This is a genomic window from Neptunicella marina (genome assembly GCF_014270035.1).
In the GTDB taxonomy this organism is placed as follows: domain Bacteria; phylum Pseudomonadota; class Gammaproteobacteria; order Enterobacterales; family Alteromonadaceae; genus Neptunicella; species Neptunicella marina.
On the sequence record NZ_JACNEP010000004.1, the window covers coordinates 310,862 to 325,043 of the forward strand.

Consider the following 14,182-nt stretch of genomic DNA (forward strand, 5'->3'; position numbering starts at 1 on the left):
TTTTTGATGCAGCAATTAACCAATCAAACTGTATCTCAGCTTGCTGATGCTGTGATCCAAAACGATTATGTCAGAGCAGATGTTGGCATTGGCATAGTGCATTTGGGCCCGGGCGCATTTCATCGCGCCCATCAGGCTGTTTTCACCGACAATGCATTAGCATTAGGCGGTGACTGGGCGATTTGCGGCGTATCGATGCGCAGCAGAGGGGTTCGCGATAATCTGGCCGAGCAGGATAATTTATACACTTTGGCCATTTTAGATGAGCAGCCGGCTTATCAACTGGTGGGTGCGATTAAAGAAGTGCTGGTGTTGGGCGATCAGCGTGAGCAAGTGATGCAACGCTTGACCGCGGCAACTACGCATATCATCAGTTTAACCGTGACTGAAAAAGGTTATTGCTTAAATGGCGATGGATTACTGGATAACGCACATGCCGACATTCAGCATGATATTGCTAATCTGACAGAAGCCCGCAGTGCCATTGGTTTAATTGTTGCGGCGCTGCAAGTTCGTCATTCACATAATATCAGCGGCTTAACCGTGATTAGCTGTGACAATCTGGCGGATAACGGCAGCAAATTAGAAAAAGCGGTTGTGGCATTTGCGGCACAGATAGATCAGGAGTTAGCGGACTGGATATCACACAATGTGTGTTTCCCCAATACCATGGTGGACAGCATTACCCCAGCTACCGACGAGGCGTTAAAACAGCGTGTCGCCGATGCCTTAGGTTTAGTCGATAACTGGCCCATTCAGCGTGAAGCCTTCACTCAGTGGGTAATCGAAGATCACTTCAGTGGACCGCGTCCGCACTGGGAACAAGTGGGAGTGACTTTTACTCAGGATGTAAGTGGTTTTGAAAAAGCCAAGTTACGTTTATTAAATGGCAGCCATTCTACTTTGGCCTATCTGGGGCTGCGTTGTGGTTTTGAAACCGTGCATCAAGGTATTAGCAATCCGGCCCTTAAAAAACTGATTAGCACTATGTTGCTGCAAGAGGTACAAGCATCTTTCACCGCGCCTGATGGCATGAATGTGGAAGAGTATATTCACGCTATTTTAGCGCGTTATGGCAATTCACATATTCGCCATTTGTTATCGCAAATTGCCTGGGATGGTTCACAAAAACTGCCATTTAGATTATTGGGCACCATCAAAGATAATCTGGCGGCGGGTAACAGTATTAAATTGCTGTGTACTGGTGTGGCAGCCTGGTTGCACTTTTTGGTGGACGCGGCGCATAATCAAAAGCAAATTACTGACCCTCTGGCCGACATGTTGCTGGAAAATGCGGCTAAATGTTCAGGCGATAGTGCTGATGATGTCGCTAACTTACTGGCAATCTCTCAGGTGTTTCCTGCTGCTTTGGCGCAAGATGAACGCTTTAGTCAGCCTGTGACGGATGCTTACATTAAGCTTGCTGCATTAAATCCCCAAAATGTTGAAAGTGTTATTGAATCCCTGCTGTAAACGGGCTTCAATAACTCATTCTAATCTGACCGGAGTATTAACGCTTCGGTCAACTATTCCTCATTATTAGTAAGTTGTTGGACGATATCACGATGGCAAAGAGCGTTATTTTTGGTGAATGTATGGTGGAGTTGTCTGCCGCAGGACAAAATCTATTTCAACAAACCTTTGCCGGAGATACCTTTAATACAGCGATTTACTTAAAACGCTGTTTAGCGTCACAGTCGGTTCATTATTTGTCAGCATTAGGTCAGGATGCTTTAAGTGAACAGCTATTGTCGCTGATGCAATCCGAGTCATTGGCCACAGATTTAATGCTTAAAAGTGCCGATAAAACCCTTGGCCTTTACATGATCAATACCGATGAACATGGTGAACGCAGCTTTGCTTACTGGCGCAGTGACGCCGCAGCCAAACAAACTCTGACGATGTTAGAGCTGCAGCAAAAATGCGATGCCTTGTTGGATGCCGATAGCTTTTTCTTCTCTGGTATTTCTCTGGCTATTTTGTCTGAGCAGGATAAAGCCAGATTACTTGATTTAGTTGCAGAGCTTAAACAGCAAGGCTGCAAAATTATTTTTGATCCTAATTATCGTCCCCGCCTGTGGCAATCTGCGTCGCATGCACGCGACTGGACAGATAAAGCCTACGCCTTAGCCGATATCGCCTTTCCGGGACGTGATGATCATAAAGAGCTGTATGCACATCCGGATATCGAAAGCATTTATCAGCATGTAAATGCGCTTGGTGTCTCTGAGATGATCATCAAAAACGGAGCTGAATCGACCCATTTGTTCTTAGACGGTGAGCATAGCGAAGCGCCGGTACAACAAGTGGATAAAGTGGTAGACACCACCAGTGCGGGTGATGGCTTTAATGGTGCTTATCTGGCTGCACGTTTTGCCGGTAAAAGCATGCAACAAGCGGCTGTTTATGGCGCCAAAGTGGCGGCGTTTGTGATTGGACATCGTGGTGCTATCGTTGAATCTGCGTTAATGCAGCAATTTTTGGCGGATAATCCTTTATGACAACGTTAACCAAACTTTTAGCCTTGTGTTTAAGCCTGAGTGTTTTTTCCTGCCCGGCACAAACTGTGACTCAGGATAAACGACTAGCATTTCCGGGGGCTGAAGGTTTTGGTAAATATACCCAGGGTGGCCGGGGCGGCAGAGTGATTGTGGTGGATTCTTTGGACGATTCCACCAAAGCCAGACCGGGCACGTTGCGTTATGCGGTAAAAGCGCAAGGCCCACGTATTGTGGTATTTAATGTTTCTGGTGTGATTAATCTGGTTAAGCCGCTGGAAATTAGCGAAGATTACATCACTATTGCCGGACAAACGTCACCCAAAGGTATAGTGATAAGTGGTTCTGAAACCCAGATAGACGCCGATGAGGTTATTATCCGTTATATGCGTTTTCGCCCGGGCTCAGTGCATCATCAGGGCGATGCCGTTACCGGCAAGCGCCACAAAAATATCATCATCGACCACTGCTCACTAAGTTGGGCCAATGATGAAGTGGCATCGTTTTATAATAATCAGAACTTTACCCTGCAATATTCGCTGATTAGCGAAAGTCTTAATCATGCTGGCCATAAAAAAGGGGCGCATGGTTATGGTGGTATTTGGGGCGGTGCCAACGCCAGTTTTGTTAATAATGTTCTTGCACACCATAGCAGCCGCAATCCACGGTTAAATGGTTACCGATTGCGTCCTAATTATCCCCAGGCGCTTGAGTTGGTCGATGTGCGTAATAACGTCATCTATAACTGGTCGCATAACAGCGCGTACGGCAATGAAGGCGGGCGCTTTAATCTGGTAAATAATGTATTTAAGCCGGGGCCCGCTGATGGAGAACGTCGTTTTTTCCAGTTAGGTAAAACCACCGACAAAGGTGATCGTGGACAGGCATATTTGCGCGGCAATCAAATGATTGGCGAAGCGGCGATGAGCACCAACAATCGTTTAGGTGTTGAAGTTAAAGATCAAAAACATGCCAAAATCAGCACGGTAGATGCAATTAAAGATAACTTTTTGGTTGATGCTGCCTTTGTGTCACCCAAATGGCAGGAAGATTATCCCGAGCAAACCGCCGAACAGGCCTTTAAAACTTTAATTGTAGAGGGGGACGTGGGGGCGAATCGCAACCGCCATGGCTTCTTTCAGGATACCGTTGACCAGAATGTGTTAAACGACATAGTCACCGGTACAGCGCGAGTCGGCACAGGCATTATCGACAGCGAATTACAGGTGATTAAAAGCTGGCAAGCCTATGCGGAAGAATTTGCCAGTGAAACCGCATCAAGCATTCCTGATGAGATACTGACTAATTCACAAAAAGCCCAGCAGTGGATTGATACATTGGGCAGTTTTTAAACATTAGATATCCAGGATGACGGGCATCATGTCCATCATCTGTTCACCTGCGCTTAATTCCAGCTTCCTCTCTTGACACATCTGCGGCTAACACCGACGATAACACCAATTTAATTCAATGATTTTAAACACAATATTGGAAAACCAATGTTGCGTGGAGCGTTTTATGTTTAAAAATTACCAGCCGCTAATTGCCGGGCTGTGCATCGCGTTGTTTTCTGTTGGCATACAGGCGCAGGAAGCGGTGGATTATATCGACCCTTTTATTGGCACTGGCCCTGATGGGCATACCTTTCCGGGGGCTGTTACACCTTTTGGCATGGTGCAATTAAGCCCGGATACCCAAATCCGTAAAGGCGGCGACAGTTATAAATGGTGTGCTGGTTATTTGTATTCCGATACCACCATTCAGGGTTTTAGCCATACGCATTTTTCCGGTACAGGTCATAGCGACCTGGGTGATTTATTGCTTATGCCAATGAGTCACGCGCCTCAGTTAGAGCCGGGCCCGGTCGAGCATCCAGAGCAAGGCTACCGTTCGCGCTTTAGCCACGAGCAGGAAAGTGCAAAAGCTGGCTATTACGCGGTGGATTTACTGGATGAAAATATCCATGCAGAGCTGACGGCCACCGACAGAGTGGGCATGCATCGTTATACCTTTAATGACGCCGATGAAGGTTATGTGATCATGGATCTCACCACCTCCATTTATAACTTTGACCGCAAGGTGCTGTGGAGTGATATTGAGCTGGGTAAGGATAATCAGAGCCTGACGGTATTCCGCGCCACCAATGGCTGGGCCAAATACCGCCCTATGTATTTTGCGATTGAATTTTCGCAGCCTATTGCCGAGGTGAAAATCTACAACGAGGATGATTACCACTATCGTAACCGCCCGGGTTATCGCCCCGACAATACCGGCACCTTAATTAATTCCAACAGTAAAACCGCCGGCAGCAAGGCATTAAAAGCAGTATTTAAATTTACCGGTCTTAAAAACAACCCTCTTAAAATTAAAGTGGGTTTGTCTGCGGTTAGTCGTGTCGGTGCCAAGGCCAATTTAGCCAAAGAAACCCCTGACTGGGATTTTGATAAGGTCGCAAAACAGGCGCGTGATAAATGGGCGGCGGTGGCTAATCAGTTTGAAATTGAAGGCACATTAAGCCAGAAGCGCCAATTCTACACTGCGCTTTATCATGCCTATCAGGCACCTAATATTTATTCGGATGTGGATGGACGTTATCGCGGATTGGATGGTGACAATCATGATTCCGATGGATTCACCAACTACACCACCTTTAGCTTGTGGGATACCTATCGTGCCCTGCACCCGTTGTTAACGATGCTTGAGCCGCAACGTACCCGCGACATGATCGATTCAATGCTGGTGCATTATCAGCAAAATCCCGATGGCATGTTGCCGGTGTGGTCATTTCAGGGCAGTGAAACCTGGACCATGATTGGCTATCACTCGGTGCCCGTGATTGCCGATGCCTATTTAAAAGGCATTAAAGATTTTGATACCGATTTAGCGTTAAAAGCCATGTTAGATACCTCTAAACATGCCAGTTACGACGGTCTGGATGATTATATGTCCATAGGGTATGTACCCATGGATAAACAAGGTGAGTCGGTATCTAAAACCATTGAAATGAGTGTGGACGATTTTGCCATCGCACGTTTTGCTGACGCACTGGATAACCAGCCTGTCGCGGCTGAATATTATCGCCGTGCGCATAACTATAAAAACGTATTTGATACCTCTATTGGGTTTGTGCGCGGAAAAGACAGCGAGGGTAAGTGGGAATCGCCCTTTGATCCTCAGGAAGCCAAACTGTATGGTTCCTTCACCGAGGGCAACAGCTGGCAATACAGTTTTGCGGCTCAGCACGATATATATGGCACTATTGAATTAATGGGCGGTGATGATAAAACCGCAGAAAAACTGGATACCTTATTTAGCAAACCCTTAGATGCTGAAAAATTCAAAGAGCATGAAGATATTGCCGGTTTGATTGGCCAGTACGCGCACGGCAATGAACCGAGTCATCATATTGCGTATTTGTATAACTACACGGGCAAACCCTGGAAAACCCAGCAACGTATCCGCCAGATTATGGATACGCTGGCATCGGATAAACCCGATGGCTTAGCAGGTAATGATGATTTAGGCCAAATGTCGGCCTGGTATTTATTTTCAAGTTTAGGGTTTTATCCGGTGACACCTGCCAGTTTGAGCTATGTGATTGGCGCACCTCAGCTACCTTATTCGGCGATTAACTTACCTAATGGCAGGAAATGGGAAGTCGTGGCTAAAAATCTATCCAAAGAAAATATGTACATTGGTGGCATTCAGCTTAATGGGGTGTCATTAAAACGTAGTTATTTAACCCATCATGAGATTATGGCTGGCGGTAAACTGGAAGTCACCATGCAAGCTGAGCCCAATAAAAATTGGGCAACCAAACGACGTGATCGCCCGCTTGTGCAGCAACTGCATATTAGTATTTAGATTTAGCAGTAAAATAACAACCGCTCTATCCTAGTCTGGGTAGGGCGGTTTTTTTTGATTAGTGGAACGCTGTCTTCTGCCGAATTTATGCAAATATTCATTTTCAGATAATAAATATTCACATTTTTAACAACTCCGGTTTTGAGTTAACAAATTGTTGACAATTTCCATAACGAATGGCTAAACTGCCACCGGTGGCATAAATAACTATTTTTCGTTTGAGGTTGTTTTGCTACCGGTGGCAAAAATAAACAAATAGCTACCAAACATAACACTGATGACGAATTAGAATAAAAATGCCAGGAGAAAATCCAGTATGACACGTTTTCAACTGAAGGCTTTGGTTGTAGCAATGGCAGTGGCGTTACCTGTCTACGCTCAGCAGACAAATGAGCCGGTAACCCAGGCTGCAGATCAGCAGGCCAATCAAGCCAAAGAAAACCAGGGCACCCCTACTAAAAACGCAGCAGATGAAGATGTTGAAGTAGTTGAGGTAACCGGCATTCGCCAGGCCGATTTAAAAGCGCGGGATTTAGAGCGCGAGAAAAATGGCTTTAGTTCGGTTATAGCCACCGATGATATAGGTAACTTTGTTGACCAGAATGTTGCTGAATCACTGCGTCGTTTACCGGGTGTAACATTGCAACGCTCAGAAGGTGAAGGCAAATACGTCAGCGTTCGTGGTTTAGGGCCGGGTTTTGTTTCGGTAAATATGAATGGTTCTGAAATGGCCGGTGTTGGCGATGACCGTAAAGTGGGTCTGGATGGCATCCCCGCCGATTTACTCGGTTCGATAGAAGTATTAAAAACCTTAACACCAGATCAAAATCTTAATTCGATTGGCGGTACGGTAAATGTTAAAGCCATTTCTGCTTATGACCGTGGTAAAGATGGTCTTAAGTTCAAAATGCAGAACTCTTACAGCCAGATGCGTGAAGAGAATTCACCAAAATTCAGTCTGGATGGCACTCAGTTTTTATTTGATAAAAAAGTCGGTATTGGCTTCGCGGTGTCTCATGAAAACCGCAAAACTCAGGTAGACGAACATCGCCACCATAGTACCGGCGAACTGCAGTTTTATCGTCAGGATGTCGGTTTAACCGACGAACAACTGGATGCCAAATCTGGTCCGGAAATTTTGGGGCCACGCCAGTTGGAAGTTCGTCGTGAAATCGCCAACCGTACGCGTAAAGCGGCGGCGGTTAATTTAGAGTTCAAACCGAATGAACTCAATTATTTTTATATTAAAGGTAACTTTACCGAATATTCGGATGAAGATATTGCCCAGCGCGAGTTTTATGATTTTCAGGATGCGGGCAGTTATGGTAACGGCGAGATTGCTTATGTAAATGGCCAGAGCAAAGAGTTTATTCTTACCGATATTGATGTATTCCATCAGTACTTTATTCAGGGCGGTGACAATAAAACCCGTACATTCAGCTTTGGTGGTGAAAATAAGTTTGGTGAAACCTGGGCGATTGATTACGAGTTTGCTAAATCAAAATCTACCGACAGCTCAGTGGGAGATCACCGTGTTCAGTTCCGTGAACGTGATTTGATTGTTTATGGTAAAGGTGGTCGAGATTACACTGATGCTAAAGTGGTTACCCCGGAATATGCGGCCGAATTAGGTGGCTACGCTTACGATCCTGAAAACAGCATTTTTGGTACCTCGGGCAGCGGTGATGCCAGTGATTTGAACAACTGGGCATTTGATAACTTATTTTTGGAAGACGGTACCCGTACCGATGACCTGAAAAATGCCGAAATTAACCTGACCAAAGACTTTTTCCTTAAGCATTTAAATTACATCAAAGTAGGTATCGCTGGCTCTAAGCGTACTCACGTGCGTAATAAAGATCGCTGGAGCTTTGACCCCAGCGCGAGCGACTGTGATGGTAATCAGGAATGTATTGATGTAGTCAATTCCAGTTTGGCTGACTACCCGAATAGCATGCAGCCCGGTGGGATTTTCCAGTATCCGTTTGAAGATAAAGAAACGGTTGATTATATGTCGCGTATTGGCCGTCAAACAACGGCCAGTGCGACTAACGGTGAAGTCTCGGTAGACAGCACTAAGGAAGATTATACCCTTACTGAAGATACCAAAGCTGCTTACGTGATGGCAGAAATGCCAGTAAACGATGATCTGACTGTTATTGCCGGTGTGCGCTGGGTTGAAACTGAGTTTGCGTCTGACGGTTACTTATCACTGGAAAACGATGACTTTGAATTTAATGGTGCGGGCACAGGTAGTCTGGATATCGCCATTCCACTGCCTGAAGCGTCAATTAAATACAGTGAATATTTCCCAAGTGTGCACATTCGTTACGAACCCAGTAATGAAATATTAGTGCGCGGTGCTATCTGGACCAGTTTTACTCGTCCTTCATTCAAGCAGGCCCGTGGTTTTGCCAAGTTTGATAGTGATATCGAACTCTGTCCTCCGGGCACTGATAATTGTGATGACTCACAGGGCAGTGCCAGTGTTCGTCAATTACAGGACTACATTCTGGGTTCAGACAACACGCTGGATGTGGGGAATCCTAACTTAGTGGCCATGTCGTCCATTAACTACGATGCGTCAATTGGCTGGTATCCAAACAAAGATTTGTTTATGGAAGCGGCCATTTTCTATAAAGATATCGAAAACTTCATCGTGGATGTAAACGGTATAAGTATGAGTCTTGAAGACTTACCGCTTTCTTTGCCGATTAATCAGGTTACCCAGTTTGTTATTCCACAGGACTTAGTACTGAATAACGTCAATATTACCTTAAACGGTAAAAAAGCCACCGTAATGGGGGTCGAGCTGAGCTACAACCAGTACTTCGAAAATGGTTTATTTGTGCAAAGCAATATGACCTTGCTTGATAGTGAAGCGCAGCTGGACGAAACCATTCGTGTGGATAAAGTGCCGTTGCCGGATCAGGCTGATACCACTGCGAATTTAACTTTGGGCTGGGAAAATGAGACTTACTCTGCGCGTTTGATTGCTAATTACCGCTCTGACATTTTTGAAGAAGTGGGCGCATGTCCTGCTGCGGTGGATGCATCTGATGTGAAAGGGTGTAAAACCTGGGCAGATCGCTATCAGGCCCCAATGAAGACCCTTGATTTCAAAGCCAAATACAAGCTGAACAAACACCTGTCCTTCTATTTTGATGCCATTAATTTAACTGACCAAAGCGATTTGCGTTATTTCGTGGGTAACGAAATGAGTGGCGGCAACCTGTTATATCAGAAAGAAGAATATGGCAGAACGTATCAACTGGGACTGGACTATAAGTTCTATTAATACGGCTAATGTGATCAACTGATACCAACGTTTAATTCAACGGTTGCGGTGTATATCACCGCAACTGGAACCAAAAATAAGTTCATCCTTGGGAGGGTGATATGAATTATAAAAACAACATAGCGCTGGGAGTGATGGGGGCCATGCTGCTGGCTGGCTGTGGTGAAAAAAGCACAACCAACGTTAAAGAATTACCTGCTCCGGCTTTAACCGGGCAATTTGTCGATAGCCCGGTTGCGGGATTAAGTTACAGTTCGGATTCATTCCCTGATGGTACAACCAATGATAATGGTGAATACCAGTATTTCCGAGGTGATCAAATCACCTTTTCTATCGGTGAATTTACGTTCCCGACTGTGCCTGCTTCGAGCATATTAACCCCACTTAATATGTTTAATGCTGACTCAGCATTTAAACAACCGGTGGCCAATACGCTGCGTTTATTGCAAGCGCTGGACAGTGATGGTGATGTGGAAAATGGTATTCAAATAAGCCCGAATGCAGCTAATGTCGCTGTGATGAATCTGGCCGAAGGTCAAACTGTTGAGGACTTCTTTAATCGTCCCACAGCTGAATTTGCTGCCGATGTGGAACCCTGGTTAGCTTCTGCTGGCGGCAGTGCAACACTTGCCCCATTTGATTCTGCCATTGAGCATTTTGTTAATTTCCTCGAATCCGAATACGGCACCTTGTTCCCGAACACTTTTAATGTGTCACAATTCAATGGTGACATTTACAATCCATTTTTAAGCGGTTCAACCGCGGTAATGGAGAGTTTTAATTTTGTTCCTGCCGATGAAACCGAACTAAGCGGTACCTATACCCAAACTGTTAACGGTGAGCAAGTTAGTGGTACTTATCAATTCGAATTTGGTCGCCGCGTTATTCATATCACTAATGATGGTGGTTCCAGCTACATTATTGCCCGTTCATATAATACGGTGAATGAGGTTTACAGTTTGTGTGTGGTCAATGCCGAACAAGGTCTGGCCAGCGCTGTTGCAAAATGTGATGCCGACGCAGATAAAAAAGATGATCTATTTGTTATTGGTGAAACGCAGGCGCAAACCGAACTTGATCAGTTAGTTGAAAAAGCTAATACCGTTGAGCCGGCGCTGCTGGAAGAGTTTGATACTGATACCACAACCTTCTTTACCTCTGGTTATAAGCGTTTAACTGACGATCCTAACAGTGGTGCACTTTATAAAAAAACAGGTGGTAGTCCGTTAATCGACCCAACGACAGGACAACTAACCTTATCTGGTGCACGTTTTACTCTGGGTAATGCTGCCTCTAATCCTGATAAAGAAACCTCGGGTAACGATACCTACGGCACTGGTGTTTATAATATCAGTGAAGGTTTCACTATTAGCTTTGATGTTGTTTCGCATAATAGTGGCGGTTCACTGTCCTTGTATGTTGATAACAACACCACCAGTCAGGGCAACTCGGTACATGGTGATGCATCTAAGTTTTATGGTATGTCGATTAACGACGAAAACCTGCCACAGGGGCAACGTTTCAGTTACACCTATGTGCCAGGTGAAGATGTGGTGACCGGCCCTGATTTAACCTCGCCAGATGCACGTGGTGTATTAGATACGTCTGTGACTAACTCTTTCTTCCAGTTACGTACCGATAGTAGCGGTACCATTGTTATTGATAATCTTAAAATTGAAACTGTGGCAGACTCTGTTGAATTAGAAGAGCCAACTGAACCAGAAGAACCAACCGAGCCGGAAGAACCGGTAAAAGTTATTCCTCGTTTAAGCCTGCCTTACAATGCTGATTTTGTTGGCGTGACCGCTGATATATTCTCTACCGATTTCGCCAAAGTCAGTGATGCCGATGGCAATGATGTTGCACTTTATAGTAAAACCGGTGGTGATGTGACTGTGGTTGCAGATGGCCTGGAAATTAGCAGTGGCCGTTTCACTTTAGGTAATACCACACCTGATATTGATACAAGCGCTGATGACACGGCTGGAACTGGCGTATTTGATTTAACCCGTCCGTATCGCGTGGTGATGGATATTGTTTCCGTGAACGATCCTTATGGTGATAACAATTTCCAAATTTATGTGGATAACAACACCAGCAGCAGCTCTAAATCGATTCATGGTGGAGACTCTAAGTTCTATAGTGAATTGATTAATACGCTAACGCCCGGAACCACATTAAAAGTTGAAGGGCCGCTGGCAACTAAAAACTCTTTCATTCAAATTCGTACTGAAAGTGGTGGTACGGTTGTTATCAACAACTTGCGTATCGAATATCTGGATGAAAACCTGTTAGCCGAAGAAGATTTCAATACGACTATCGAAAACTTCTTTACTCCTGAATACAAAGCGATTGCCGGTGACGACAGTACTGCCTATTACCATGTAACAGGTGGTGGCAGTGGTATGACAATCACTGATGGCCAACTGCGTATGGACAGTGCTCGTTTCTCTATTGGTAATACAACTCCTGATGTTGATACCACTGGTGATGACACTGCAACAAGCGGTATTTTGGATTTAAGTCGCCCTTACCGTGTATTGATGGACATTGTCGCCATTGAAGATACCGAAGGTAACAATAACTTCCAGATTTATGTGGATAACAACACCAGCAGCAGCTCTAAATCGATTCATGGTGGAGACTCTAAGTTCTTTAGCGAGCAAATCACTAGCCTGACCGTTGGTGATACATTAATTGTTGAAGGACTTGTTGCCACACCGACTTCATTCCTGCAATTACGCACCGAAAGTGGTGGTGTGGTTGTGATTGATAATCTGCGTATTGAATATCTGGAAACCAATGTGGTGGCTAAAGAAAGTTTTGATACCACAGCGGATTTATTCTTTACCACTGATTATTTATCTCTGCCCAACGACGCTGCTATCCCCATGTTTAGTGTGACGGGTGGAGGTAGCGGAATCACCTTTGAAAACGGTCAAATTACCATTGATAGTGCGCGCTTCACTATGGGGAACAGTACACCTGATGTTGACACCTCTGGTGATGACACCAGCACTAGCGGTGTACTGGACTTAAGTCGTGCATATAAAATTTACCTGGATATTGTTAACGTTTCTGACCCGGAAGGTAATAATAATTTCCAGATATATGTGGATAACAATACCAGCAGCAGTTCCAAGTCGATTCACGGTGGAGATTCCAAATTCTTTAGTGAACAAATTACCTCACTGGTACCGGGGGAAACGCTTGAAATCACAGGGTTGATTGCCACTGAAACCTCATTCCTGCAATTCCGTACGGAAAGTGGTGGCGTTGTGACCTTCGATAACTTACGTATTGAATACATCGACGACAATACGGACGGTTCTGCAGGGGGGGATACACCCACATTGCATGCTGGAACAGGATTTGCCGGTTACAATTTTGATGTCACAGGTGGCGCAAACGGTATGACGGTAACTGTGGATACAGGCACTAAATTACTAGCTGCACTGGAAGAGGCTAAAAACGCTAACATGCCAGTGACCATCTATGTCGATGGCACAATCACAGATGCAAACAGTGGCGGAAGCGGTCGTTCAATCGATATTAAAGATATGGATAATGTTTCTATTATTGGTGTCGCCGATCGCGGTGAACTGGATGGCATAGGTATCGCTATCCATCGTGCCAATAACGTCATTATCCAGAATCTGAAAATTCATCATGTATTAACCGGTGGCAAAGATGCTATCTCTATCGAAGGTGATAATGATGGCTCGACGACAGAGAATATCTGGATTGACCATAATGAATTGTATAGTACGTTAGACGTAGACAAAGATTATTACGATGGTTTGATCGACAGTAAATCGGGTGCCAAAAACATCACTATTTCTTACAACTACTTGCATGACCACTGGAAAGCATCCCTGCATGGCCATACTGAAGATGATAGTGCCAGCAGCAATACTGATCGTAACATCACTTTCCATCACAACCGTTTTGAAAATATTGAGTCGCGTTTACCATTGTTCCGCTACGGCCATGGACATCTCTACAACAACTATTACAACAATATTCACTCTACAGCGATTAACTCGCGTATTGGCGCTGAGTTGTTAGTAGAAAACAACGTATTTGAAAATACTCAAAATCCGATTGTCTCTTTCTATTCCGATGTTATTGGTTACTGGAATACTCGCGGCAACCTGTTTGGAACGGGCGTCACCTGGACAACGCCTTCGGGTAATGATGTGGTTGCAGGCCCTGATGCAACGCCAACTTCAAGTTATGAAGTACCTTATACCTACGATATGGAAACGGTGGATACGGTAAAAGATAACGTGATTGCATTATCCGGAGTGGGTAAAGTTGACCAGTCTGGTTTAACTATTCCTGCGATAACAAACTAGTTTTATCTGCGACTAAACATGCATTAACTCTTTCATTTGTGTTGTACCAAGTAAAAGGCTGCCGGATTGGCAGCCTTTTTATTTTCCGCCCTAAACCACCTACTTCAGTAGGTGGTTATCATTAAATAGGCTTTGCCTGTAAAACCTACCCATGTTAGTTGGCC

6 protein-coding genes are annotated in these 14,182 nt (G+C 44.8%); all 6 read left to right on the forward strand.

Features of this window, described 5'->3' with window-relative positions; translation table 11 throughout:
• Nucleotides 1–6 precede the first annotated feature (6 nt).
• The 6 genes from H8B19_RS07340 to H8B19_RS18970 all read left to right on the forward strand — a co-directional run bounded on the left by H8B19_RS07340 (nt 7) and on the right by H8B19_RS18970 (nt 14,018).
• Nucleotides 7–1,473 carry a mannitol dehydrogenase family protein gene (locus tag H8B19_RS07340; RefSeq protein ID WP_186506145.1) on the forward strand — a complete coding sequence of 489 codons (1,467 nt, stop codon included), beginning with the start codon at nt 7–9 and terminating at the stop codon, nt 1,471–1,473.
• Nucleotides 1,474–1,565: 92 nt separating this feature from the next.
• Entirely contained in the window at nt 1,566–2,501 is a 936-nt protein-coding gene (locus H8B19_RS07345; RefSeq protein ID WP_186506146.1) for a sugar kinase, read from the forward strand.
• On the forward strand, nt 2,498–3,850 hold the full coding sequence (locus tag H8B19_RS07350) for a pectate lyase family protein (RefSeq protein WP_186506147.1): 1,353 nt from the start codon (nt 2,498–2,500) through the stop codon (nt 3,848–3,850). Before H8B19_RS07345 ends, H8B19_RS07350 begins: the two co-directional genes overlap by 4 nt.
• 166 nt (nt 3,851–4,016) lie before the next feature.
• The gene (locus H8B19_RS07355) at nt 4,017–6,362 is read left to right on the forward strand and encodes a GH92 family glycosyl hydrolase (RefSeq protein ID WP_186506148.1); all 2,346 of its coding nucleotides are present in this window, start codon (nt 4,017–4,019) and stop codon (nt 6,360–6,362) included.
• 316 nt (nt 6,363–6,678) lie between these two features.
• Entirely contained in the window at nt 6,679–9,660 is a 2,982-nt protein-coding gene (locus H8B19_RS07360) for a TonB-dependent receptor (protein WP_186506149.1), read from the forward strand.
• Nucleotides 9,661–9,761: 101 nt separating this feature from the next.
• Nucleotides 9,762–14,018: a pectate lyase family protein gene (locus H8B19_RS18970; protein WP_241737517.1), complete on the forward strand. Its 4,257-nt coding sequence runs from the start codon at nt 9,762–9,764 to the stop codon at nt 14,016–14,018.
• Nucleotides 14,019–14,182: the final 164 nt, after the last annotated feature.

Bases quoted from the DNA above. Each gene is read 5' to 3' on its own strand.
- H8B19_RS07345 (WP_186506146.1), top strand. From the start codon at position 1,566: ATGGCAAAGAGCGTTATTTTTGGTGAATGTATGGTGGAGTTGTCTGCC.
- H8B19_RS07360 (WP_186506149.1), top strand. From the start codon at position 6,679: ATGACACGTTTTCAACTGAAGGCTTTGGTTGTAGCAATGGCAGTGGCG.
- H8B19_RS07340 (WP_186506145.1), top strand. From the start codon at position 7: ATGCAGCAATTAACCAATCAAACTGTATCTCAGCTTGCTGATGCTGTG.
- H8B19_RS18970 (WP_241737517.1), top strand. From the start codon at position 9,762: ATGAATTATAAAAACAACATAGCGCTGGGAGTGATGGGGGCCATGCTG.
- H8B19_RS07350 (WP_186506147.1), top strand. From the start codon at position 2,498: ATGACAACGTTAACCAAACTTTTAGCCTTGTGTTTAAGCCTGAGTGTT.
- H8B19_RS07355 (WP_186506148.1), top strand. From the start codon at position 4,017: ATGTTTAAAAATTACCAGCCGCTAATTGCCGGGCTGTGCATCGCGTTG.